Raw genomic sequence first — 21,110 nt, 5'->3', positions numbered from 1 at the left:
GGCAAATTTTGTCAAAAGCGGACAAAGCCATGAGCACCATGAACATCTCCCTGCCGGACGCTCTCAAGTCCTTTGTCGATGATCAAGTCAGCCAGCGCGGCTACAGCACCAGCAGTGAATATGTGCGTGAGCTGATTCGCAAGGATCAGGATCGGCAACATCTGCGTGGCCTGTTGTTGGCCGGTGCTCAATCGGCGCCGGGCACTGCTGTGCAGGGTGACTATTTCGAATCCCTGCGTGCCAGGGTTCACAAGGCGCGAGGATGAAAGCCAAGCCGGTCATGCCACGTGCCCTTGCCAGCCATGACGTGGGAGGCGCTATCAGCGACTAGCTTGACCAACAGGCCGAGCAGGCTGCGCTCGGTTTTATCGATGCTTTGGAAAAGGCCTATCTTCATATCGGCCGCCATCCGGCCTTGGGTATGTCTCGCTACGCCCACGAGCTGGATCTGCCGGGGGTGCTTTGCTTGCCGCTGAAGCGCTGTCCCTATCTGGTGTTCTACGTTGAACGCGATGACTACATCGACGTATGGCGGGTTTTGCATGGTATGCGGGACTTTCCTGAGTGGTTGGCTGAAGGTGTTTTTTGGTAGTGGTGGGGGATGTCTGGGTTTTTTTGTGGTGAGTTTGAGGGGGACATATCCGTTGCTGCGGGTGTGGTGGCTGGTGGTTTCGTCTTTAGGGTGCTGTGCCGCGGGGTACATATCCATTGCTGCGGTCACGGCCACTTAGGGTTTCGCCCTTACGGCGACTCACTTTTGTCAAACGCCGGAGTGCCGGCCCAGCAAAAAGTAAGCAAAAAGTCTTGCCCCTCCATACGGCCCCTCGCTGGGGCTCGGGGTGCCCTCGCTTCGGCATTGCTCCCGGGGCCGCCGCCAACCGGCCATCCATGGCCGGGTGGCGGCTAGCTCGGCATCCCTGCCGAGCTGCCCCCTACGCAACGCCTGCGCTCGGCCTGCTGGGAAGGGGCCTGAAGATCAAGATCAAAAGCCAAGGTGCGCAGGTCGTCTCCTTGTAGCCGCTGCCGAAGGCTGCGAACGAGCGCCAGCGCTCGCGAAACCAGGCAGCGCAGTGGGTCAGGAGCATTGGGGATGCAGGTTTAGCGTCTCCTGCGACGGAGTGCCGCCCAGAGCGTTCGCAGCCTGCGGCAGCGGCTACAGAGTATGTGCGTTCTGTAGCCGCTGCTGAGCCTGCGAAGCTGCGAAAAGGTCCGCAGGACCTTCAGCCCTCCCAAGAGCAACGTCGCCCAGTGAAGGACAAATGAAACAAGGCCGGCCGGTAGGCCGCCGTCAGATTTTGATCTTGATCTGGCTTTTGATCTTCCTGCCCCCTTAGACACGATGGCCGAACGCAGGCATTGAGCCGTGGGTAACCCGGCAGGGATGCCGGGTTAGCCGCCACCCGGCCATGGATGGCCGGTGGCGGCGGCCCACGGAACAATGCCGGAGTGAGGGCATGCCGAGCCTAGGCGAGGCACCGAGTGGAGGGGCAGAAGCGTTTTGCTCACCTTTTGTCTGGGCCGGCATTCCGGATTTTCAAAAGTGAGTCGCTGTAAGAGCGAAACCGCCAGCGGCCGTGACCGCAGCAACGGATATGTACACAGCCCACCGCTGTAAGAGCGAAACCCAAAGTAGCTACACCCGCAGCAACGGATATGCCCCCCGTCCCCTTACTTATCCCACGTCCCCGGACACCCCTGGCACCCCTCCATATTGGCATCCTGAAAATTCCCATAATGCTGCCGCGCCCCGCGCAAATCGGCCCGTTCCAGATTGCTCTCGCCAAACTTCGCCTCCTGCAGATTGGCATCGCTCAGATCGGCCCCTTGCAGATCCGCCTTGCTCAACCAGGCCATCTCCAGGTCCGCCGCCCGCAGGTTGGCCTGGTGCAGCTTGGCCCCGGACAGGCGGGCAAATTGCAGGTAGGCCGCGCTGAGGTCGGCTTTTTCGAATTGCGCGCCCTGGGCAAACAGGCCCCAGCCCTGGATCGCCATCAGCTTGGCGTCGGTGAAGTCCGCCAGCCGCAGGTTGCTCTGTTGCAGGCTGGCGCGGGTCAGGTTGGCGCCTTGCAGGCGGGCCTTTTCCAGGTTGGCCAGGTCCAGTTGGGCGTGGCGCAGGTCGGCGCCGGAGAGGTCGGCGCCGGCCAGGTTCATCTTGCGCAGGTCCTGGTTGGCGAGGTTGGCGTCACGCAGGTTGGCGCCGGGGCATTGGCTGGATTCGGCGATCAGGCAGCCGTTGACGGTCAGCGGTACATCGTTGCCGTCGTCGTCGACATTCATTGCCAAGGCGGGGGAGAGGCTCAGCAGCAGGGCCAGTGGCAGGTAGTTCATGGTGCGGTTCTCCAGGCTGGAGTGAAGGCGGGTGTGGCGAGGAAGCGGGCTCCCTCGCCACAGACAAGGCGGGGATGATCAGCGTTGGGCGGTCTTGTTATCCCAGCTCGGGATCTTGAACACCCAGAACGAGCCGCCTTGGGCCACCGGCTTGGTCAGTTCGGCCATGTCGCCGCCCCACAGCGGCACCGCGCCGCCGTAGCCCACGGTCACGCCGATGTACTGCTCGCCATCCTGTTCCCAGGTGATGGGCGGCGAGACGATGCCGCTGCCGGTCTGGAATTTCCACAGCTCCTTGCCGGTCTTGGCGTCGAAGGCCTTGAAGAAGCCGTCGCCGGTGCCGGTGAACACCAGGTTGCCCTTGGTCGCCAGGACCCCGGCCCACAGCGGCAGGTGTTCCTTGTGCTCCCAGACCAGCTTGCCGGTGGTCGGGTCCATGGCGCGCAGGGTGCCGACGTGGTCGTCGTACATGCGCTTGATACGGAAACCCATGCCCAGGTAGGCCGAGCCTTTCTTGTAGTTCACTTCCTCGGTCCAGTACTCCTCCTTCCACTGGTTGCCGGGGATGTAGAACAGCCCGGTGTCCTGGCTGTAGGCCATGGGGTTCCAGTTCTTGCCACCCAGGAACGGCGGCGAGACTTCCACCGGCTTGCCCTTGGTTTCACCCGGCAGCGGCTTGGCCGGACGCTGGCCTGCGTTTTCCACCGGGCGCCCGGTCTTGAGGTCGATGTGGCTGGCCCAGGTGATGTTGTCGACGAAGGGGAAGGCGTTCTGCAATTTGCCGTTGTTGCGGTCCACCACGTAGAAGAAGCCGTTGCGGTCGGCGTGGCCGGTGGCCTTGACCACCTTGCCGTCCTTGCCCTTGTAGTCGAACAGCACCAGTTCGTTGTTGCCGGAGAAGTCCCAGGCGTCGTTCGGCGTGTGCTGGTAGAACCATTTCACTTCGCCGGTGCTCGGGTCGACGCCGACCTGGCCCGAGGTGTACAGGCTGTCGTAGTCGTGGGGGTTGCCGTCCTTGGCGGTGCGCGCCCAGGTGTTCCACGGCCCGGGGTTGCCGGCGCCGACGATGATGGTGTTGGTTTCGGCATCGAAGCTGGCGCTCTGCCAAGGGGCGCCGCCGCCGTGGCTCCAGGCTTCGACCTTGCCGGTTTCGGTGGTCTTGTCGTCGGGCCAGGACGGCGCCTTGACGTCGCCGGTGGGGGTGCTGTCCTTGCCGTTCAGGCGGCCCATGTGGCCTTCGACAAAGGGCCGCATCCACACCTCTTCGCCGGTCTCCGGGTCGCGGGCGAACAGCTGGCCGACCACGCCGAATTCATCGCCCGAGCTGCCGTGGATCAGCAGCACCTTGCCGCTGGTCTTGTCCTTGATCAGCACCGGGGCGCCGGTCATGGTGTAGCCGGCGCTGTGGTCGCCGAACTTCTTGTTCCACACCACCTTGCCGGTGTTCTTGTCCAGGGCGATGACCCGGGCGTCGAGGGTGCCGAAGTAGATCTTGTCGCCGTAAATCGCCGCGCCGCGGTTGACCACGTCGCAGCATGGGCGAATGTTGTCCGGCAGGCGGTGGTTGTAGGTCCACAGGCGCTTGCCGGTCTTGGCGTCCAGGGCGAACACCCGCGAGTAGGAGCCGGTGACGTAGACCACGCCGTCGCGGACGATGGCCTGGGATTCCTGGCCGCGCTGCTTCTCGTCGCCGAAGGAATAGGACCAGGCCGGGGTCAGCTTGAACACGTTCTTGTCGTTGACCTGGGCCAGCGGGCTCCAGCGCTGGGCGTTGGTGCCCATGCCGTACTGCAGCACGTCCTTGGTGGTCAGGTGGTCGTTGGCGATGTCTTCCCAGGTCACGTTCTTGCCGGCAGGTGCCGCCGGGGCGGTGGCCGCTGTGGCCGCCGCGCCCAGGGACAGGCTGCCGGCCAGCAGCAGGGCCTGGACGGCAAGGCTCAGGGGGGAGAGGGCGGGTAGCGATCTTATTGTCATGGTTGCGGTTCCCAGTGGAGGTTTTGGCCTGACTAGGGTCTGCCGCGCGAGGCGCTTTGAGATACGGAAAAAGTCCCGCCCTTGCCGGGAATAGTTCCCGGGCGGCACCTGATTTAGGCCCGCGCCACAAGCCCTACTACCAAGGGAGTAGGGCGCGGCCACCAAAGCAGCATACGGCCGCCCGCCGGCTGTTTCTAAGATGGCGCCATGGCCTCTGTAGCGAGGTCTTGCGTGCAATCTTGAGGGCATAACAATGACAACAAAACGCAACGCCTTGCTCGTGGTAGGGCTGCTGACCGGTGCCTTGGCCACCGGTGCTGTGTGGGCCCATGGCAACGTGGTGCCCCAGGCGGTGGAAACCAAGGGCCTGACGCCGATCAAGGATGCCGGGGTGAGCGTCGATGGCGACGGCTGGGCCGCAGTCAACCCGTACCGCACCTCGCCCGAGCGCGACAAGGCGGTGGAAATCGGCGCTTCGGCCTACAACCAGAACTGCGCCGCCTGCCATGGCCTGGAAGCCAAGTCCGGCGGTATCGCTCCAGACCTGCGCATGCTCGACGCCGGTGAGGCCGGGGACGAATGGTTCGTCGAGCGGGTGCGCCACGGCGCGGTGCGCGATGGGCGGGTGTACATGCCGAAGATGGCCGACTACCTGAGCCAGGAAGCCCTGTGGGCGGTGCGCACCTACCTGGACAGCGTGCGCGTCGAGGAGTGATCGCCATGGGCCGCTTCGCCCTGTTCCTGGCTGGCCTGCTGCTGTGTTGCGCCACGGCCCAGGCCGGGGTGCGCAACTACGACACGATGATCGCCTCCGGTGAACTGAAGGTGGCGGTGTACCAGGATTTTGCCCCCTACAGTTTCGAGGACCAGGGCCAGCCCCGAGGCGTTGATGTGGAGCTGGCGCAAGCCCTGGCCGAAGCCCTGGGGGTGCGCCTGCAACTGATCTGGGCACCCCCCGGGGAGAAGCTCGACGACGACCTGCGGGACTACATCTGGCGCGGCAGCCCGCTGCGCCACCAGCAGTTGGCCGACCTGATGATGCGCGTGCCCTACGACCACGACTATGCGCAAAAGCGCAACGAACTGGGGGAGCTGGCCAACGATCACGTGGTGATGTTCGGCCCCTATCAGGAGGAGCGCTGGCAGGTGGCATTCGACCGCCGCCGGCTGGATTCGGTGGCCAGTGTCGCGGTGTTCCAGGAGCACCCCATTGGCGTCGAAGTGGACAGTGTGCCGTCGTTCTACCTGACCTCGGTGTTCAACGGCATGCTCAGTGCCAAGACCCATCATTACCCCAGCGTGCAACAGGCGTTCGGCGCCTTGCGGGCCGGGCAGGTGGACGCGGTGATGGCCATGCGCGGCGAGATCGACTGGCAGTTGCATAAGGCCGCTGATCCGCAGTTGGCCCTGGCGGAAAACGCCTACCCGAACATGGGCAAGCAGGTGTGGGAGATCGGCATGGCGGTGCATGAAAGCAACCGCCAGCTGGCCTATGCCGTGGAAGAGGCCCTGGAAGGGTTGATCCGCGACGGTCGCCTGCAGGCGCTGTACGCCCGTTATGGCCTGCGTTACGAGGTCCCACAGATGTATCAATAGGAGCTGCGATGAACTGGCGAGCGACCTGTCTGCTGGCGTGCTGGCTGCCCTTGGCGACCCCGGTGCTGGCCGCCGATCCGCAGGCCCCGGGCCCGGACCCGGTGCCCTCGGTGATGTGGGCCTTCTACCACAAGCAATTGCTGGGGGAGGCGGCGTTCGTCTTCGATGACCGGGTCAAGTTGCTGGCGCCGCCCTTTGCCGAGGATGCGCGGCAGGTGCCCCTGGAAATCGACGCCCGGGCCTTCACCGGCGATGTGGTGCGCATCCTCGCCTGGGCCGAGCTCAACCCCTTGCCGCGCATCGTCGATTTCGAGCCGGGGGAGCGGGTGCTGCCCTGGCTGTCGATCCGCATCCGTATCGAGCAGGCCACGCCGCTGCGCGCCGCGGTGCTGACCCGCGATGGCCTGTGGCACGTGGGTTCGACCCTGATCGATGCCGCGGGCGGCGGCTGTACCGCGCCCAGCGTGGTGCGCACCCAGCCCGGCTGGGAAGAGCACATCGGCGAGGTGCTGGGCGGGCGTTATCCCCGTGGGGATGCCAGCCGCCTGCGCCTGCAAGTGTCCCACCCGATGGACAACGGCCTGGTCAGCGGCATCCCTGAGTTTTTCCTCAACCACGCCGAACTGCGCGACCAGAACGATCAGCGCCTGGCCAGCCTCGAACTGTTCCCGGCGGTCAGCGAAAACCCCAACCTGGGGTTCGATATCCAGGGGCCGGGGCAGACCCGCTTGCTGTTGCGCGACAACAGCGGCAACCAGTTCGAGGCCAGGCTGCCCTGACCGCATCCTTTGACCCACCCGAGCCGAGGCGCGCCATGCGTTGGATCCTGCTGTTGCTGCTGTGCCTGGGCCTGCCGGCCCGGGCCAACCTGGACTATTCACTCAAGCCCCGGCAGATCGCCGCGGGCACCTGGCTGCTGGAAGGTAGCACCGACAACTTCGCCAAGGCCAATGGCGGCAATATCGTCAATAGCGGGTTCATCGTCACCGACAGCGGGGTGGTGGTGATCGACAGCGGGCCGTCGAAACGCTACGGCGAAGCCTTGCGCCGGGCGATTGCCGCCACCACCGACAAGCCGGTGATCCAGTTGCTGCTGACCCACCATCACCCCGACCATGTGTTGGGCAACCAGGCCTTTGGCGACGTGCCCATCGGCGCCCTGGCCGGCACCAGCGATCTGCTGCGCCAGCAGGGCGAGGCCATGGCCGAGAACATGTACCGCATGGTCGGCGACTGGATGCGCGGCACCGAGGTGGTGCTGCCGACCCAGGTGCTTGAGCCCGGGGTGCTTGAGGTGGGCGGGCATCGCTTGCGCTTGCTGGGCCTGAGTGGGCACACCGGCGCTGATCTGGCGATTCTCGACGAGAACACCGGGGTGCTGTTTGCCGGTGACCTGGTGTTCTACGAGCGCGCGCTGACCACCCCCAACAGCCCGGGGCTCGGGGTCTGGCTCGAGGACCTGGACACCTTGCAGGCCTTGCCGTGGAAACTGATCGTGCCTGGCCATGGCCCGGTGGCGACGGATGCCCGGCCCTTTGCCCAGATGCGCGACTACCTGGGCTGGCTGGACGGGTTGATGCGCGACGGCGCGGCCCAGGGCGACGACATGGCGGAGATGATCCGCCGCCCGATCCCCGAGCGTTTTGCCGGCATTAGCCTGACCCGCTATGAGCTGATCCGCAGCGTCAGCCACCTGTACCCGCGTTACGAACGCCAGCGCCTGCAGCGTATCGACGGCCTGTAGGCGCCGGCTGGCCGGCGAAGGCGGACTTGCTGGGCCTCTTCGCTGGCAAGCCAGCTCCTACGGTAGGCAGGTACATCGCGAGGGCTTTGTAGGAGCCGGCTGGCCGGCGAAGGCGGTCTTGCGGGCCTCTTCGCTGGCAAGCCAGCTCCTACGGTGGGCAGGGAGATCGGGTGGGGCTTTGTAGGCGTCGGCGGCCGCTCCTGTACCAAGGAACTAGAAAACTCCGCACTGCGGGCAATTGTTGGCAGGCAGGCCGGGACCAAGAATTCCCGGCAGACCGGGAAAATTTCCCGGGAACAACAATAACCGCCGAGGTAGCCGTCATGACCCAACCCCCACGTCGTCCCTTTTTCGCCGTGAGCCTGGTGCTCAGCGCCATGCTGCTGTCCAGCGCGGCCCTGGCCGCCGTCACCGATGAAGAGATCCTCCAGGACCCGAAGAACCCGCAGCAGATCGTCACCAACGGCCTGGGCGTCCAGGGCCAGCGCTACAGCCCGCTGGATATGCTCAACGTCGATAACGTCAAGGAACTGCGGCCGGTCTGGGCCTTCTCCTTCGGCGGCGAGAAGCAGCGCGGCCAGCAGGCCCAGCCGCTGATCAAGGACGGGGTGATGTACATGACCGGTTCCTACTCGCGGGTGTTCGCGGTGGACGCGCGCACCGGCAAGAAGCTCTGGCAGTACGACGCGCGCCTGCCGGACGACATCCGCCCGTGCTGCGACGTGATCAACCGCGGCGTGGCGCTGTACGGCGACCTGGTGTTCTTCGGCACCCTGGACGCCAAGCTGGTGGCCCTGAACAAGGACACCGGCAAGGTGGTGTGGAGCAAGAAGGTCGCCGACCACAAAGAGGGTTATTCCATCAGCGCGGCGCCGATGATGGTCAACGGCAAGCTGATCACCGGGGTCGCCGGCGGCGAGTTCGGCGTGGTCGGCAAGATCCAGGCCTACGACCCGAAAAACGGCGAGCTGCTGTGGATGCGCCCCACCGTGGAAGGCCACATGGGCTACGTGTACAAGGACGGCAAGGCCATCGAGAACGGCATTTCCGGTGGCGAGGCGGGCAAGACCTGGCCGGGCGACCTGTGGAAGACCGGTGGCGCGGCGCCGTGGCTTGGCGGCTACTACGACCCGGAAACCAACCTGCTGCTGTTCGGCACCGGCAACCCGGCGCCGTGGAACTCCCACCTGCGCCCTGGCGACAACCTGTATTCCTCGTCGCGCCTAGCCCTGAACCCGGACGACGGCACCATCAAGTGGCACTTCCAGAGCACTCCCCACGACGGCTGGGACTTCGACGGCGTCAACGAGCTGATCTCCTTCAACTACAAGGAGGGCGGCAAGGAGATCAAGGCCGCCGCCACCGCCGACCGCAACGGCTTCTTCTACGTGCTCGATCGCACCAACGGCAAATTCATCCGCGGCTTCCCCTTTGTCGACAAGATCACCTGGGCCACCGGCCTGGATAAGAACGGCCGGCCGATTTACAACGAGGCCAGCCGCCCTGGCGCCCCGGGTAGCGAAGCCAAGGGCAGCTCGGTGTTCGTCGCCCCGGCCTTCCTCGGCGCCAAGAACTGGATGCCCATGGCCTACAACCGCGACACCGGGCTGTTCTATGTGCCGTCCAACGAATGGGGCATGGACATCTGGAACGAAGGCATCGCCTACAAGAAGGGCGCGGCGTTCCTCGGCGCGGGCTTCACCATCAAGCCGCTGAACGAGGATTACATCGGCGTGCTGCGGGCCATCGACCCCATCAGCGGCAAGGAAGTCTGGCGCCACAAGAACTTCGCGCCGCTGTGGGGCGGGGTGCTGACCACCAAGGGCAACCTGGTGTTCACCGGCACGCCTGAGGGCTTCCTCCAGGCGTTCAACGCCAAGACCGGCGAGAAGGTCTGGGAATTCCAGACCGGCTCCGGGGTCCTGGGCTCGCCCGTGACCTGGGAAATGGACGGCGAGCAGTACGTCTCGGTGCTCTCCGGCTGGGGCGGCGCGGTGCCGCTGTGGGGCGGCGAAGTGGCCAAGCGGGTCAAGGACTTCAACCAGGGCGGCATGCTCTGGACCTTCAAGCTGCCCAAGGACCTGGTGAGCAAACGCTGATCGTAGGCGCCAGCTTGCCGGCGAAGGCGCCCGCACGACCGCTTTCGCCGGCAAGCCGGCTCCTACAAAGCCCTCGCAATATCCCTGCCTACCGTAGGCGCCAGCTTGCTGGCGAAGAGGCCCGCAAGACCGCCATCGCCTGCAGCCGGCTCCTACAGGCCGATCTGCCGCTTCATTCCCGCCTCGGTGCGGGGTGGGCGGAGGCAATCAACCTACGACCAAATGACGAGAGCCCCCCTGCCAACGATGCATTCGTCCGGCACGCGGGGCTCTCTACCATCGAGCCATCGCCTGTCGTGGACAGGCATCGACCAGCAGAGGCCCAGCATGATCTACGCACAACCCGGAACCCCAGGCGCCGTCGTGTCCTTCAAGCCACGCTACGGCAATTTCATCGGTGGCCAGTTCGTGCCGCCGGTGGACGGCCAGTACTTCAGCAACACCTCGCCGGTCAACGGTGAGGTGATCGCCGAATTCCCGCGCTCCACTGCCGCGGACATCGACAAGGCGCTGGACGCCGCCCATGCCGCCGCCGATGCCTGGGGCAAGACCAGCGCCCAGGACCGTTCGCTGGTGCTGCTGAAGATCGCCGACCGCATCGAGCAGAACCTGGAGATACTCGCGGTCAGCGAAACCTGGGACAACGGCAAGGCCGTGCGCGAAACCCTCAACGCCGACGTGCCCCTGGCCGCCGATCATTTCCGCTATTTCGCCGGTTGCATTCGTGCCCAGGAAGGCGGCGCCGCAGAGATCAACGAACTGACCACCGCCTACCATTTCCACGAACCCCTGGGCGTGGTGGGGCAGATCATCCCGTGGAACTTCCCGCTGCTGATGGCCGCCTGGAAGCTGGCCCCGGCCCTGGCCGCCGGCAACTGCGTGGTGCTCAAGCCCGCCGAGCAGACCCCGCTGTCGATCATGGTCTTCGCCGAGTTGATCGCCGACCTGCTGCCGGCCGGGGTGCTGAACATCGTCCAGGGCTTTGGCCGCGAAGCCGGCGAGGCCCTGGCCACCAGCAAGCGCATCGCCAAGATCGCCTTCACCGGCTCGACCCCGGTGGGCTCGCACATCATGAAATGCGCCGCCGAGAACATCATTCCGTCCACCGTGGAGCTGGGTGGCAAGTCGCCGAACATCTTCTTCGAAGACATCATGCAGGCCGAGCCCAAGTTCATCGAAAAGGCCGCCGAAGGCCTGGTGTTGGCGTTCTTCAACCAGGGGGAAGTCTGCACCTGCCCATCCCGGGCCCTGGTCCAGGAATCGATCTACGAGCCGTTCATGGCCGAGGTGATGAAGAAGATCGTCAAGATCAAGCGCGGCAACCCGCTGGACACCGAGACCATGGTCGGCGCCCAGGCGTCGCAGCAGCAGTACGAGAAGATCCTCTCCTACCTGCAGATCGCCCAGGAGGAGGGCGCCGAGCTGCTCACCGGTGGCGCCGCCGAGCTGTTGGAAGGTGACCTGGCCAGCGGCTATTACATCCAGCCGACCCTGCTCAAGGGCCACAACAAGATGCGCGTGTTCCAGGAAGAGATCTTCGGCCCGGTGGTGGGCGTGACCACCTTCAAGGACGAAGCCGAGGCCCTGGCGATCGCCAACGACAGCGAGTTCGGCCTGGGCGCCGGGCTGTGGACCCGCGACATCAACCGCGCCTACCGCATGGGCCGGGCGATCAAGGCCGGCCGCGTGTGGACCAACTGCTACCACCTGTACCCGGCCCACGCCGCGTTCGGTGGCTACAAGAAATCCGGGGTGGGCCGCGAGACCCACAAGATGATGCTCGACCACTACCAGCAGACCAAGAACCTGCTGGTGAGCTACGACATCAACCCCCTGGGCTTCTTCTAAGGGCAACAACAGGCGCGGTGGTTGGGTGCCGCCGCGCTTGTGCGGGACGGACACGGGGAGGGCTCATGGGTGGGCACCTCCCCGTGTGCGTTGTGGGCGCAGCACCGCCATCCCTGCAGGAGCCAGCTTGCTGGCGAAGAGGCCCGCAAGACCACCCCCAATCTCCCCCTACCAACGCACCCGCCGGTTCGTCCCAAAGTAGCATTCGGCCGCCGCGCTCCCCGTGCATTAATGCCTTTACCGGAATCCCCCGGCACAACAAGAGGCTTGACCCCATGTGGCATAAACCCGCGTACACCGACCTGCGTATCGGCTTTGAAGTGACCATGTACTTCGCCAACCGCTGAGCCGTCCCGCTCCGGCCGGTACTGGTGTCGGCCGGAGCCTTTTGCCCTTCAGGAGCACGTCATGCATATCCGCATTCTCGGTTCCGCGGCGGGGGGCGGTTTTCCCCAGTGGAACTGCAACTGCCGTAACTGTGCCGGCGTGCGCAACGGCACGCTGCGGGCCCGGCGCCGCACCCAGTCGTCCATCGCCCTGAGCGACCATGGCAGCGAGTGGATCCTGTGCAACGCCTCCCCGGACATTCGCCAGCAGCTGGAGTCCTTTCCGGTGCTGCAACCGGCCCGACAGCTTCGGGACACCGCCCTGGCCGGAGTGATCCTGCTGGACAGCCAGATCGACCATTGCACCGGCCTGCTCAGCCTGCGCGAAGGCTGCCCGCATCAGGTCTGGTGCACCGAGATGGTCCACCAGGACCTGTGCAGCGGCTTCCCCCTGTTCAACATGCTCAGCCACTGGAACGGCGGCTTGCAGTGGCAGCCCATCCACCTCGATGGCCGGGAATTCAGCCTGCCGGCCTGCCCGGACATCGCGCTGCGGGCGATCGCCCTGCGCAGCAGCGCGCCGCCGTATTCGCCCCATCGCGGCAACCCGCACCCGGGGGACAATATCGGCCTGTTCATCGAGGACCGGCGCAGCGGTGCCAGCCTGTTCTATGCCCCGGGTCTGGGGCAGGTGGATGAGGCCCTGCTGGGGTGGATGGACCGCGCCGACTGCCTGCTGGTGGATGGCACCTTGTGGCGCGACGACGAGATGCGCCTGTGTGAAGTGGGCGACAAGCTGGGCAGCGAGATGGGCCATCTGGCGCAAAGCGGCCCCGGTGGCATGCTTGAGGTGCTGGAGCGCTTTCCTCGGGCGCGCAAGGTGCTGATCCACATCAACAACACCAACCCGATCCTCGACGAGGACTCCGCCGAGCGCGCCGAGCTGACCCGCCGCGGCATCGAAGTGGCGCATGACGGCATGGACATCCATCTCTGACGCCACCCGGTCCCTGTAGCCGCTGCCGAGCCCGCGAGGCTGCGCAAAGGCCCGCAGGGCCTTGCCTGACCATCTCCCACCGAACCCGCAGCGGCCTCAAGCACGCTGCGGCCCTTCGTGCCGTTCGCAGCCTGCAGCAGCGGCTACATGGCCTGTAGCCGCTGCCGAGGCTGCGAAGTCCGCCGATGGTCGGATTGCTTTCAGCAACGGATGCTTTAGGCTGGCGTTCTTCTCCAGAACAATAAGAAAACAGGCTTCCCCCATGGGCCAGAATCTCAGTCTGCTGCGCAAGTTCGTCTCTCCGGAAATCATCTTTGGCGCCGGTTGCCGGCACAACGTCGGCAACTATGCGAAGACCTTCGGTGCGCGCAAGGTGCTGGTGGTCACCGACCCCGGGGTGATCGCCGCCGGCTGGGTCGCCGATGTCGAGGCCAGCCTGCTGGCCCAGGGCGTCGAGTACTGCCTGTACAGCGCGGTGTCGCCCAACCCGCGGGTGGAGGAGGTGATGCACGGCGCGCAGATCTACCGGGAAAACGCCTGCGATGTGATCGTCGCGGTCGGTGGCGGCAGCCCCATGGATTGCGGCAAGGGCATCGGCATCGTCGCCGCCCACGGGCGCAGCATCCTCGAGTTCGAGGGGGTGGACACCATCCGCATGCCCAGCCCCCCGCTGATCATGATCCCGACCACCGCCGGCACCTCGGCGGATGTCTCGCAGTTCGTGATCATCTCCAACCAGCAGGAGCGGATGAAGTTCTCCATCGTCAGCAAGGCGGTGGTCCCTGATGTGTCGCTGATCGACCCGGAAACCACCCAGGGCATGGACCCCTTCCTTTCCGCCTGCACCGGCATCGACGCCCTGGTGCATGCCATCGAGGCTTTCGTTTCCACCGGCCACGGGCCGCTGACCGATCCCCACGCCCTGGAAGCCATGCGCCTGATCAACGGCAACCTGGTGCAGATGATCGCCAACCCCTCGGACATCGCCCTGCGCGAGAAGATCATGCTCGGCAGCATGCAGGCCGGGCTGGCGTTCTCCAACGCGATCCTCGGCGCGGTGCATGCCATGTCCCACAGCCTGGGGGGCTTTCTCGACCTGCCCCACGGGCTGTGCAACGCGGTGCTGGTGGAGCATGTGGTGGCCTTCAACTACAGCGCGGCGCCGGAGCGCTTCAAGGTGATTGCCGAGACTTTCGGCATCGACTGCCGGGGGCTCAACCAGCGGCAGATCTGCGGGCGCCTGGTGGAGCACCTGATCGCCCTCAAACGCGCCATCGGCTTCCACGAGACCCTGGGCCTGCATGGGGTCAGCAGCAGCGATATTCCGTTCCTCTCGCAGCACGCAATGGGCGACCCATGCATCCTTACCAACCCTCGTGAATCCAGCCAGCGTGATGTCGAGGTGGTCTATGGCGAGGCCCTCTGACGAACAGCAACGGGCCCTGGCCGGGCTCCTAGGGCTGGGCAACCACTCGGCGCGCAAGAGCCATTACCCGGAACTGGCGGCACGCCTGGAAGATCTGGAAACCGAGCGCAACCGCTACAAGTGGCTGTTCGAGAACGCGGTGCACGGTATCTTCCAGGCCAGCCTGCAGGCCGGCATGCGTGCCGCCAACCCGGCCCTGGCGCGCATGCTGGGGTATCAGGACCCCCAGGAAGTGCTGTTTTCCCTGGCCGACCTGGCGGGCAACCTGTTCGTGGGCGGCGCCGGGGAACTGGCGGCCATCGGCGAGCAGTTGCAGAACCAGCGCAGCCTGCTGGGTTACGAAACCCAGCTGCGGCGCAAGGACGGCAGCAGCATCGATGTGCTGATGAACCTGTTGCTCAAGCCCGACCAGGACGGGCTGGTGGAAGGGTTCGTCGCCGACATCACCGAACGCAAGCTGGCCCAGCAGCGCCTGGAACAGCTCAACGACCAGTTGGAGCAGCGGGTGGCGGCGCGCACCGATGAGTTGCTGGACGCCAACCGCAACCTGCAGCAGCAGATCGCCCGGCGCGAGCGCATCGAGCGCGACCTGCGCGAGGCCCGGGACGCCGCCGAGGCGGCCAACCGCAGCAAGGACAAGTACCTGGCCGCCGCCAGCCACGACCTGCTGCAACCTCTGAATGCCGCACGCCTGCTGATTTCCACCCTGCGCGAGCGCAGCCTGCCGGCCCCGGAGCAACTGCTGGTGGAACGCACCCACCAGGCCCTGGAGGGCGCCGAGGACCTGCTCACCGACCTGCTGGATATTTCCAGGCTCGATCAGGCGGCGGTGAAGCCGGACCTGGCCACCTACCGCCTGGATGAAATGCTCGCGCCCCTGGTCTCCGAGTTCCAGTCGGTGGCCGAGGCGGCGGGGCTGGGGCTGCGGGTGCGCTTCGGTGACTTTGCCCTGTTCACCGACTTGCGGCTGATGACGCGGATCCTGCGCAACTTCCTCAGCAATGCCTGCCGCTACACCGAGCGCGGCAGCATCCTGCTGGCGGCGCGGCGCCGGGGCGACCAGTTGCGGCTGGAGGTGTGGGACACCGGGCGCGGCATTGCCGCCGACCGCCTGGAGTCGATTTTCCTGGAATTCAACCAGCTGGATGTGGGCCGCGCCGCCGACCGCAAAGGGGTGGGACTGGGGCTGGCGATTGTCGAGCGCATCGCCAAGATCCTCGGCTATCGGGTGCAGGTAGCGTCGCGGCCGGGGCACGGTTCGCGGTTCAGCATCGAGGTGCCATTGGCGGCCCGGGTGCCCTTGCCCTTGAGCCAGCAGGCGCCGCAGCCGGGCACCGGCAACCCGCTGCCGGGGCGGCGCCTGCTGGTGCTGGACAACGAGTTGAGCATTCTTGAAAGCATGGCTGCGCTGCTCGGCCAGTGGGGCTGCGAGGTGCTGACCGCCACCGATCAGGCCGCGGCCCTGGAGGTGCTGCAGGGCCGGGCGCCGGAGTTGATCCTGGCGGACTTCCACCTGGACCACGGGGTCACCGGCTGCCAGGTGGTCAGGCGCTTGCGCGAGCATTTCCAACAACCGCTGCCGGCGGTGATCATCACCGCCGACCGCAGCGACCAGTGCCGCCGCGCCTTGCAGCAACTGGGCGCGCCGCTGCTCAACAAACCGGTGAAGCCGGGCAAGTTGCGGGCCGTGCTCAGCCAGTTGCTGGGCTAGTGGTGGCAAGGGGGGGCGGCTAAATCGATGCGCCGGCGCGGGGCTCAGATGATGCGCAGCATCCACAGTAGGCCCAGGTAGACCGCCGCACAGCCCAGGGGCCAGACCACCAGCAGGCGGGTCTGGCTGAAGAACGACGGCGCTTTGCCCACCAGGGTCGAGTCCTCCAGCTGTTGCAGCGTCTTGGCGGGGACGCCTTCCTCCACCGGGGCCTGGAGCTGGGCCTCGATCAGCGGCTCGACTTCTTCGACCTTGCGTATCATCCCCCGGCCCGTGGCGAACAGCGCCGCGCCGACGAAGATCAGCAGGTAGATCACCAGGAATTTCCAGTGGGAGGAGTAACTCAGGTCGAGGAAGCTGGGTGTCGGGCTGTTGTCCCAGAACCAGTTCAAAGGCTGGGTGTTGGCATTGACCTGGTACACGAAGTACTTGATCGGGCGATTGATGGTCGAGGCCATGCTGGTGTAGCTGTCCAGGCGCCAGTAGAGCATTTTCAGGGTCGAGAAAAAGGTCGAGATCAAGGCACCGGTAAACAACAGTGCGCCTGCGGCGATGTACAGCCGGTACTGCAATTGGGCCCTGGTGTAGGTCATGGGTGCTTCCTGCAATGAACAAAAGGGCCGCAATACTATATTCCGTCGCCGTTGGGCGATAGGGGCGCGCCCTGGTTCATCGGTTGCAGCGCTGCAGGTTTGCGCTGGTGCCATGGGCGACACGGGTTATCCTTGAGCCCCCTTCAGGTCGGACGAGTCAGCCCATGCTGGAAGTACAAGGAGTGTTCAAGAGCTATGCCACCCCCCAGGGGCCGCTGGCGGTGCTGCAGGGTGTCGATTTGCACCTGGGGCAGGGCAGCAGCCTGGCGCTGATGGGCGAATCCGGCAGCGGCAAGAGCACCTTGCTGCACCTGGTGGCCGGGCTGGACCAGGTGGATGGCGGCAGCATTCGCATCGGCGCCCAGCGCCTGGAGCGCATGAGCGAAAGCCAGTTGGCCAACTGGCGCCGCACCGAAGTCGGCCTGGTGTTCCAGCAGTTCAACCTGATTGGCAGCTTGCGGGTCGAGGACAACCTGGGTTTCCAGGCGCGCCTGGCCGGGCGCTTCGATCCGCGCTGGCAGGCGCAGTTGGTGGAACGCCTGGGCCTGGGGGACTTGCTGCGCCGCTACCCCGAGCAGCTGTCCGGCGGCCAGCAGCAGCGGGTCGCTTTGGGCCGGGCCCTGGCGTCGAGGCCCGGGCTGTTGCTGGCCGATGAACCCACCGGCAGCCTCGATGAAACCACCAGTGACCAGGTGCTGGATTTGCTGCTGGAACTGCTGGCCGACAGCCCCACCAGTTTGCTGATGGTGACCCACAGCCAGCGCGTGGCCAGCCGTTTGCAACACACCGTGGTCCTGCAGCGTGGCCGCCTGGCCGCAGCGGGCGGGGCCTGAGATGCGGGTGCTGCGTGGCACCTTGCAGGCGCTGTTGAGCCACTGGCGCCAGCACCCGGTGCAGTTCTTCAGTGTGCTCACCGGTTTGTGGCTGGCCACCAGCCTGCTGACCGGGGTCCTGGCCCTCAACAGCCAGGCCCGGGACAGCTATGCCCGGGCCAGCCAGTTGATTGGCGGTGAACCCCAGGCCAGCCTGGGCACGGCCACTGGCGCAAGCTTTGCCCAGCAATGGTTCGTCGACCTGCGCCGGGCCGGCTGGCCGGTGTCGCCGGTGCTGCAAGGGCGGGTGCAGTTGCAGGGCTTCGAGGCGCTGCGCCTGCAACTGATGGGCATCGAGCCTTTGTCCTTGCCCGCCGGTTCCGCAGTGGCCGGCAAGCCACTGGCGATGCAGCAGGTGGTGGAGTTCTTCAGCCCTCCGGGGCGTACCTGGGTTGCCCCAGAGACCCTGGCCAGCCTCGGCTACCGCGAGGGCCAGCAGCCCCGTGCCAGCAATGGCCGGCTGCTGCCGCCGTTGCAGGTGCAGGCGGACATGGCCCCGGGGCTGCTGCTGATGGACATCGGCTTTGCCCAGCAGGTACTGGACCAGCCGGGGCAACTGAGCCGCCTGCTGCTGCCCCGGGACTTTGCCGCCCGCGCGCCACCCTTGCCGGCCGAGCTGGCGGGGCAACTGGTGCTGCATTCGGGCGAGTCGGAAAACACCCTGGCGCGCCTGACCGAGAGCTTTCACCTGAACCTGGATGCCTTGGGTTTCTTGTCCTTCGTGGTCGGGCTGTTCATCGTGCATGCCGCCATCGGCCTGGCCCTGGAGCAACGTCGTGGCCTGCTGCGGACCTTGCGCGCCTGCGGGGTCAGTGCGCGGCTGCTGATCTTCAGCCTGATTCTGGAACTGGGGGCCCTGGCGCTGCTGGGTGGAGTGGCGGGGGTCATCAGCGGCTACCTGCTGGCCGGGCTGCTGCTGCCGGACGTGGCTGCCAGCCTGCGCGGCTTGTACGGCGCCGAGGTGGCGGGGCAGTTGAGCCTCAGCCCCGGGTGGTGGTTCAGCGGTATCGGCCTGAGCCTCTTGGGGGCCTTGCTGGCCGGCGCCGCCAGCCTGCTGCGGGCGGCGCGCCTGCCGCTGCTGGCCCTGGCCAACCCCCAGGCCTGGCATCAGGCCCATGCCCGCTGGCTGCGCCGCCAGGGTGCGGTGGCCGTAGTGGCGCTGCTGCTGGCCCTGGCGGCGTGGCAGTGGGGCGACAGCCTGGCCAGCGGCTTTGTGCTGATGGCGGCCTTGCTGCTGGCGGCGGCCCTGGGCCTGCCGGTGCTGCTCGATGCGGTGCTGGGGGCCTTGCTCGGGCGCCGGCGTGGGGTGCTGGGGCAGTGGTTTCTTGCCGATTGCCGCCAGCAACTGCCGGCCCTGAGCCTGGCCCTGATGGCGCTGCTGCTGGCGCTGGCGGCGAATATCGGCGCCGGCAGCATGACGGCAGGGTTTCGCGAAACCTTCAACGACTGGCTGGAGCAACGCCTGAGCGCCGAGTTGTATGTCAATCCGCAGAGCCCGGAGCAGGCCCGGCAGTTGCTGGACTGGTTGCCGCAACAGGCCCAGGTTGTCGCTGTGCTGCCCAGCTGGCAGGTGGCGTTGCAGGTGCAGGGTTGGCCGGCGGACCTGTATGGGGTGATCGACCATCCCAGCTACCGCCAGCACTGGCCGCTCCTGGAAAGCGACGGCGCCGAGCCCTGGGCACAACTGGCGAGCCAGGACACCCTGATGCTCAGTGAACAGCTGGCCCGACGCCTGAAGGTGCGCCCCGGCGACCGCCTGAGCCTGCCGGTGCCCGTCGGGCAGTGGGCGCCCCGGGTGGTGGGGATCTACGCCGACTATGGCAACCCCAAGGGCCACCTGCTGGTGAATGCCGGGCACTTGCTGGCGCATTGGCCAGCGCTGACGCCGAGCCGTTTCAACCTGCGCCTGGCGCCGGGAGCGATGCCCGGGCTGGTCGGCGCCTTGCAACAACAGTTCGCCCTGGACGACAGCCGGATCATCGATCAGGCCCGGCTCAAGGGCTGGTCGCAGCAGGTCTTCGAACGCACCTTTGCCGCCACCGCCGCCCTCAACAGCTTGACCCTGGGGGTGTCCGGGGTGGCGCTGTTCATCAGCCTGCTGACCCAGAGCCAGAGCCGGCTGGGCCAGCTGGCGCCGCTCTGGGCCCTGGGGGTGGGGCGGCGTCAACTGATGCTGCTGAACCTCGGGCAGACCTGGCTGCTGGCTTTGCTCACCCTGGTCCTGGCGCTGCCGCTGGGCATCCTCCTGGCCTGGTGTCTGGACAGCGTGATCAATGTCCAGGCCTTTGGTTGGCGCCTGCCGTTGCGGGTGTTCCCCGGCCAGCTTCTGCAACTTCTGGGCCTGGCCATGCTGGCGACTCTGTTGGCATCGGCCTGGCCGCTGCTGCGTTTGTACCGCGCGCAACCGGCGGACCTGCTGAGGACTTTTGCCCATGAAGACTGATGTGTTGGGCCGGGCCCTGGCGGGGTTGCTGCTGGCGCTGCTGGCCGGTTGTGAACAGCCCGCCGAGCCGCCCCAGGGTTTTGCCGGCCTGGGCAGCGAGGCCGCGGCCTTCACCCCGGTGCTGCCGGGGCGCAGTTTCAGCTTTCCTGCCGACCACGGTGCCCATGACGGGTTTCGCATCGAGTGGTGGTACCTCACGGCAGACCTGAGCGACGCCCAGGGCCGCCGCTTCGGCGTGCAGTGGACGCTGTTTCGCAGTGCCCTGCGGGCCACTCCCGAACAGCCGGGCTGGGGCGCGCCGCTGGTGTGGCTGGGCCATGCAGCGGCCACGTCGGCCCAGAGCCACCACGCCGCCGAGCGGTATGCCCGGGGTGGCGTCGGCCAGGCCGGGGTGATCGCGCAGCCGTTCCAGGCCTGGATCGACGACTGGCAACTGAGCACCCTGAACAGCGCCGGCGACCCCCTGGCGCGGATGCAGGTGCAGGCCGCGGGGCCGGGGTTCGCCTATCGCCTGCAACTTTCCAGCAGCCGGCCGCTGGTGCTGCAGGGCGAGGGCGGCTACAGCCGCAAGTCCGACCAGGGGCAGGCCTCCTACTACTACAGCCAGCCGTTCTTCCAGGCCGCGGGGGAGTTGCAGATCGATGGCCAGCGCTATCAGGTCAGCGGCCCGGCCTGGCTCGACCGGGAATGGAGCAGCCAGCCCCTGGGCGCCGACCAGAGCGGCTGGGACTGGTTCTCGCTGCACCTGGACAGCGGCGAGCGGCTGATGCTGTTCCGGGTCCGCGAGCGGGACAAGGCGCCCTATATCACCGGCACCTGGATCAGCACCGATGGCCACACCCAGAGCCTGGGCAAGGAACAGATCCAGTTGCTGCCGCTGGCCCAGTCCAGGGTCCAGGGCCGCAGCCTGCCCACCACCTGGCAATTGAAGATCCCCGCCAAGGGCCTGGATATCACCACCCGGGCCCTGAACCCCCAGGCCTGGATGAACCTGAGCATTCCCTACTGGGAAGGGCCGCTGCAATTCGCTGGCAGCCACAGTGGCAGCGGCTACCTGGAGATGACCGGTTATTGAGGGCGCCGCGACGCTTGCACCCATCCCCCGGTGAAAGCTGGCAGGGCGTCTATGCTCAAGGGCCTGACCGAAAGTCAG

The 21,110-nt window shown here is 66.3% G+C and carries 18 protein-coding genes; 15 read left to right on the top strand and 3 right to left on the bottom strand.

Features of this window, described 5'->3' with window-relative positions; all coding sequences use genetic code 11:
* The first annotated feature begins 29 nt into the window (after window positions 1-29).
* The gene (locus tag AC1RL5_RS16465) at window positions 30-266 is read left to right on the top strand and encodes a type II toxin-antitoxin system ParD family antitoxin (RefSeq protein WP_011060512.1); all 237 of its coding nucleotides are present in this window, start codon (window positions 30-32) and stop codon (window positions 264-266) included.
* A 101-nt stretch (window positions 267-367) separates the two neighbouring features.
* Window positions 368-592, top strand: a complete 225-nt coding sequence (locus AC1RL5_RS16460; RefSeq protein ID WP_492589827.1) for a type II toxin-antitoxin system RelE/ParE family toxin — start codon at window positions 368-370, stop codon at window positions 590-592.
* 1,076 nt (window positions 593-1,668) lie between these two features.
* On the opposite strand, the gene AC1RL5_RS16455 is transcribed toward AC1RL5_RS16460, so the two are convergent.
* Window positions 1,669-2,328, bottom strand: a complete 660-nt coding sequence (locus tag AC1RL5_RS16455) for a pentapeptide repeat-containing protein (protein ID WP_492589742.1) — start codon at window positions 2,326-2,328, stop codon at window positions 1,669-1,671.
* A gap of 78 nt (window positions 2,329-2,406) precedes the next feature.
* Window positions 2,407-4,302, bottom strand: a complete 1,896-nt coding sequence (exaA, locus tag AC1RL5_RS16450; protein WP_093405911.1) for a quinoprotein ethanol dehydrogenase — start codon at window positions 4,300-4,302, stop codon at window positions 2,407-2,409.
* A 253-nt stretch (window positions 4,303-4,555) separates the two neighbouring features.
* Here exaA and pedF point away from each other — a divergent pair, with 253 nt between their 5' ends.
* The 10 genes from pedF (at window position 4,556) to AC1RL5_RS16400 (ending at window position 16,049) form a co-directional block, all read left to right on the top strand.
* The gene (pedF, locus tag AC1RL5_RS16445) at window positions 4,556-5,017 is read left to right on the top strand and encodes a cytochrome c-550 PedF (RefSeq protein ID WP_072451444.1); all 462 of its coding nucleotides are present in this window, start codon (window positions 4,556-4,558) and stop codon (window positions 5,015-5,017) included.
* A 5-nt stretch (window positions 5,018-5,022) separates the two neighbouring features.
* Window positions 5,023-5,898, top strand: a complete 876-nt coding sequence (locus AC1RL5_RS16440; RefSeq protein ID WP_232644324.1) for a substrate-binding periplasmic protein — start codon at window positions 5,023-5,025, stop codon at window positions 5,896-5,898.
* Between the two features lie 8 nt (window positions 5,899-5,906).
* Entirely contained in the window at window positions 5,907-6,677 is a 771-nt protein-coding gene (locus AC1RL5_RS16435; protein ID WP_492589740.1) for a quinoprotein dehydrogenase-associated SoxYZ-like carrier, read from the top strand.
* 35 nt (window positions 6,678-6,712) lie between these two features.
* Entirely contained in the window at window positions 6,713-7,642 is a 930-nt protein-coding gene (locus AC1RL5_RS16430; protein WP_072451441.1) for a quinoprotein relay system zinc metallohydrolase 1, read from the top strand.
* A 323-nt stretch (window positions 7,643-7,965) separates the two neighbouring features.
* Window positions 7,966-9,741 carry a PQQ-dependent alcohol dehydrogenase PedH gene (gene pedH, locus AC1RL5_RS16425; protein ID WP_123430379.1) on the top strand — a complete coding sequence of 592 codons (1,776 nt, stop codon included), beginning with the start codon at window positions 7,966-7,968 and terminating at the stop codon, window positions 9,739-9,741.
* Window positions 9,742-10,068: 327 nt separating this feature from the next.
* On the top strand, window positions 10,069-11,589 hold the full coding sequence (gene exaC / locus AC1RL5_RS16420) for an acetaldehyde dehydrogenase ExaC (RefSeq protein WP_015635021.1): 1,521 nt from the start codon (window positions 10,069-10,071) through the stop codon (window positions 11,587-11,589).
* Window positions 11,590-11,864: 275 nt separating this feature from the next.
* Window positions 11,865-11,936, top strand: coding sequence for a pyrroloquinoline quinone precursor peptide PqqA (gene pqqA / locus AC1RL5_RS16415; RefSeq protein ID WP_011060521.1), 72 nt, complete (start codon window positions 11,865-11,867; stop codon window positions 11,934-11,936).
* 61 nt (window positions 11,937-11,997) lie between these two features.
* Window positions 11,998-12,912, top strand: a complete 915-nt coding sequence (pqqB, locus tag AC1RL5_RS16410) for a pyrroloquinoline quinone biosynthesis protein PqqB (protein WP_103408052.1) — start codon at window positions 11,998-12,000, stop codon at window positions 12,910-12,912.
* A 262-nt stretch (window positions 12,913-13,174) separates the two neighbouring features.
* A complete protein-coding gene (ercA, locus tag AC1RL5_RS16405; RefSeq protein ID WP_011060523.1) occupies window positions 13,175-14,338 on the top strand; it encodes an alcohol dehydrogenase-like regulatory protein ErcA in 1,164 nt (387 codons plus the stop codon).
* Window positions 14,322-16,049 (top strand): PAS domain-containing hybrid sensor histidine kinase/response regulator, encoded by a 1,728-nt coding sequence (locus tag AC1RL5_RS16400; RefSeq protein WP_093405904.1) that lies wholly within the window; start codon window positions 14,322-14,324, stop codon window positions 16,047-16,049. The genes ercA and AC1RL5_RS16400 overlap by 17 nt, the downstream gene beginning before the upstream one ends.
* Before the next feature lie 44 nt (window positions 16,050-16,093).
* On the opposite strand, the gene AC1RL5_RS16395 is transcribed toward AC1RL5_RS16400, so the two are convergent.
* Entirely contained in the window at window positions 16,094-16,642 is a 549-nt protein-coding gene (locus AC1RL5_RS16395; RefSeq protein ID WP_072451438.1) for a YniB family protein, read from the bottom strand.
* A 164-nt stretch (window positions 16,643-16,806) separates the two neighbouring features.
* Here AC1RL5_RS16395 and AC1RL5_RS16390 point away from each other — a divergent pair, with 164 nt between their 5' ends.
* Genes AC1RL5_RS16390 through AC1RL5_RS16380 form a run of 3 tightly spaced genes read left to right on the top strand, consistent with a single transcriptional unit; the run spans window position 16,807 to window position 21,032 of the window.
* Window positions 16,807-17,475 (top strand): ABC transporter ATP-binding protein, encoded by a 669-nt coding sequence (locus AC1RL5_RS16390; protein WP_011060526.1) that lies wholly within the window; start codon window positions 16,807-16,809, stop codon window positions 17,473-17,475.
* 1 nt (window position 17,476) lies between these two features.
* The gene (locus tag AC1RL5_RS16385) at window positions 17,477-19,957 is read left to right on the top strand and encodes an ABC transporter permease (protein WP_123576539.1); all 2,481 of its coding nucleotides are present in this window, start codon (window positions 17,477-17,479) and stop codon (window positions 19,955-19,957) included.
* On the top strand, window positions 19,947-21,032 hold the full coding sequence (locus tag AC1RL5_RS16380; protein WP_492589738.1) for a lipocalin-like domain-containing protein: 1,086 nt from the start codon (window positions 19,947-19,949) through the stop codon (window positions 21,030-21,032). Before AC1RL5_RS16385 ends, AC1RL5_RS16380 begins: the two co-directional genes overlap by 11 nt.
* The last annotated feature ends 78 nt before the right edge of the window (window positions 21,033-21,110 follow it).

It is taken from the genome of Pseudomonas sp. GW822-FHT06D10 (assembly GCF_058799535.1).
Note: the sequence above shows the minus strand (reverse complement) of the source record. Positions and strands in the feature narration are given on the sequence as shown.

Bases quoted from the DNA above. Each gene is read 5' to 3' on its own strand.
- AC1RL5_RS16465 (WP_011060512.1), top strand. From the start codon at position 30: ATGAGCACCATGAACATCTCCCTGCCGGACGCTCTCAAGTCCTTTGTC.
- AC1RL5_RS16455 (WP_492589742.1), bottom strand. From the start codon at position 2,328: ATGAACTACCTGCCACTGGCCCTGCTGCTGAGCCTCTCCCCCGCCTTG.
- exaA (WP_093405911.1), bottom strand. From the start codon at position 4,302: ATGACAATAAGATCGCTACCCGCCCTCTCCCCCCTGAGCCTTGCCGTC.
- pedF (WP_072451444.1), top strand. From the start codon at position 4,556: ATGACAACAAAACGCAACGCCTTGCTCGTGGTAGGGCTGCTGACCGGT.
- AC1RL5_RS16440 (WP_232644324.1), top strand. From the start codon at position 5,023: ATGGGCCGCTTCGCCCTGTTCCTGGCTGGCCTGCTGCTGTGTTGCGCC.
- AC1RL5_RS16435 (WP_492589740.1), top strand. From the start codon at position 5,907: ATGAACTGGCGAGCGACCTGTCTGCTGGCGTGCTGGCTGCCCTTGGCG.
- AC1RL5_RS16430 (WP_072451441.1), top strand. From the start codon at position 6,713: ATGCGTTGGATCCTGCTGTTGCTGCTGTGCCTGGGCCTGCCGGCCCGG.
- pedH (WP_123430379.1), top strand. From the start codon at position 7,966: ATGACCCAACCCCCACGTCGTCCCTTTTTCGCCGTGAGCCTGGTGCTC.
- exaC (WP_015635021.1), top strand. From the start codon at position 10,069: ATGATCTACGCACAACCCGGAACCCCAGGCGCCGTCGTGTCCTTCAAG.
- pqqB (WP_103408052.1), top strand. From the start codon at position 11,998: ATGCATATCCGCATTCTCGGTTCCGCGGCGGGGGGCGGTTTTCCCCAG.
- ercA (WP_011060523.1), top strand. From the start codon at position 13,175: ATGGGCCAGAATCTCAGTCTGCTGCGCAAGTTCGTCTCTCCGGAAATC.
- AC1RL5_RS16400 (WP_093405904.1), top strand. From the start codon at position 14,322: ATGGCGAGGCCCTCTGACGAACAGCAACGGGCCCTGGCCGGGCTCCTA.
- AC1RL5_RS16395 (WP_072451438.1), bottom strand. From the start codon at position 16,642: ATGACCTACACCAGGGCCCAATTGCAGTACCGGCTGTACATCGCCGCA.
- AC1RL5_RS16390 (WP_011060526.1), top strand. From the start codon at position 16,807: ATGCTGGAAGTACAAGGAGTGTTCAAGAGCTATGCCACCCCCCAGGGG.
- AC1RL5_RS16385 (WP_123576539.1), top strand. From the start codon at position 17,477: ATGCGGGTGCTGCGTGGCACCTTGCAGGCGCTGTTGAGCCACTGGCGC.
- AC1RL5_RS16380 (WP_492589738.1), top strand. From the start codon at position 19,947: ATGAAGACTGATGTGTTGGGCCGGGCCCTGGCGGGGTTGCTGCTGGCG.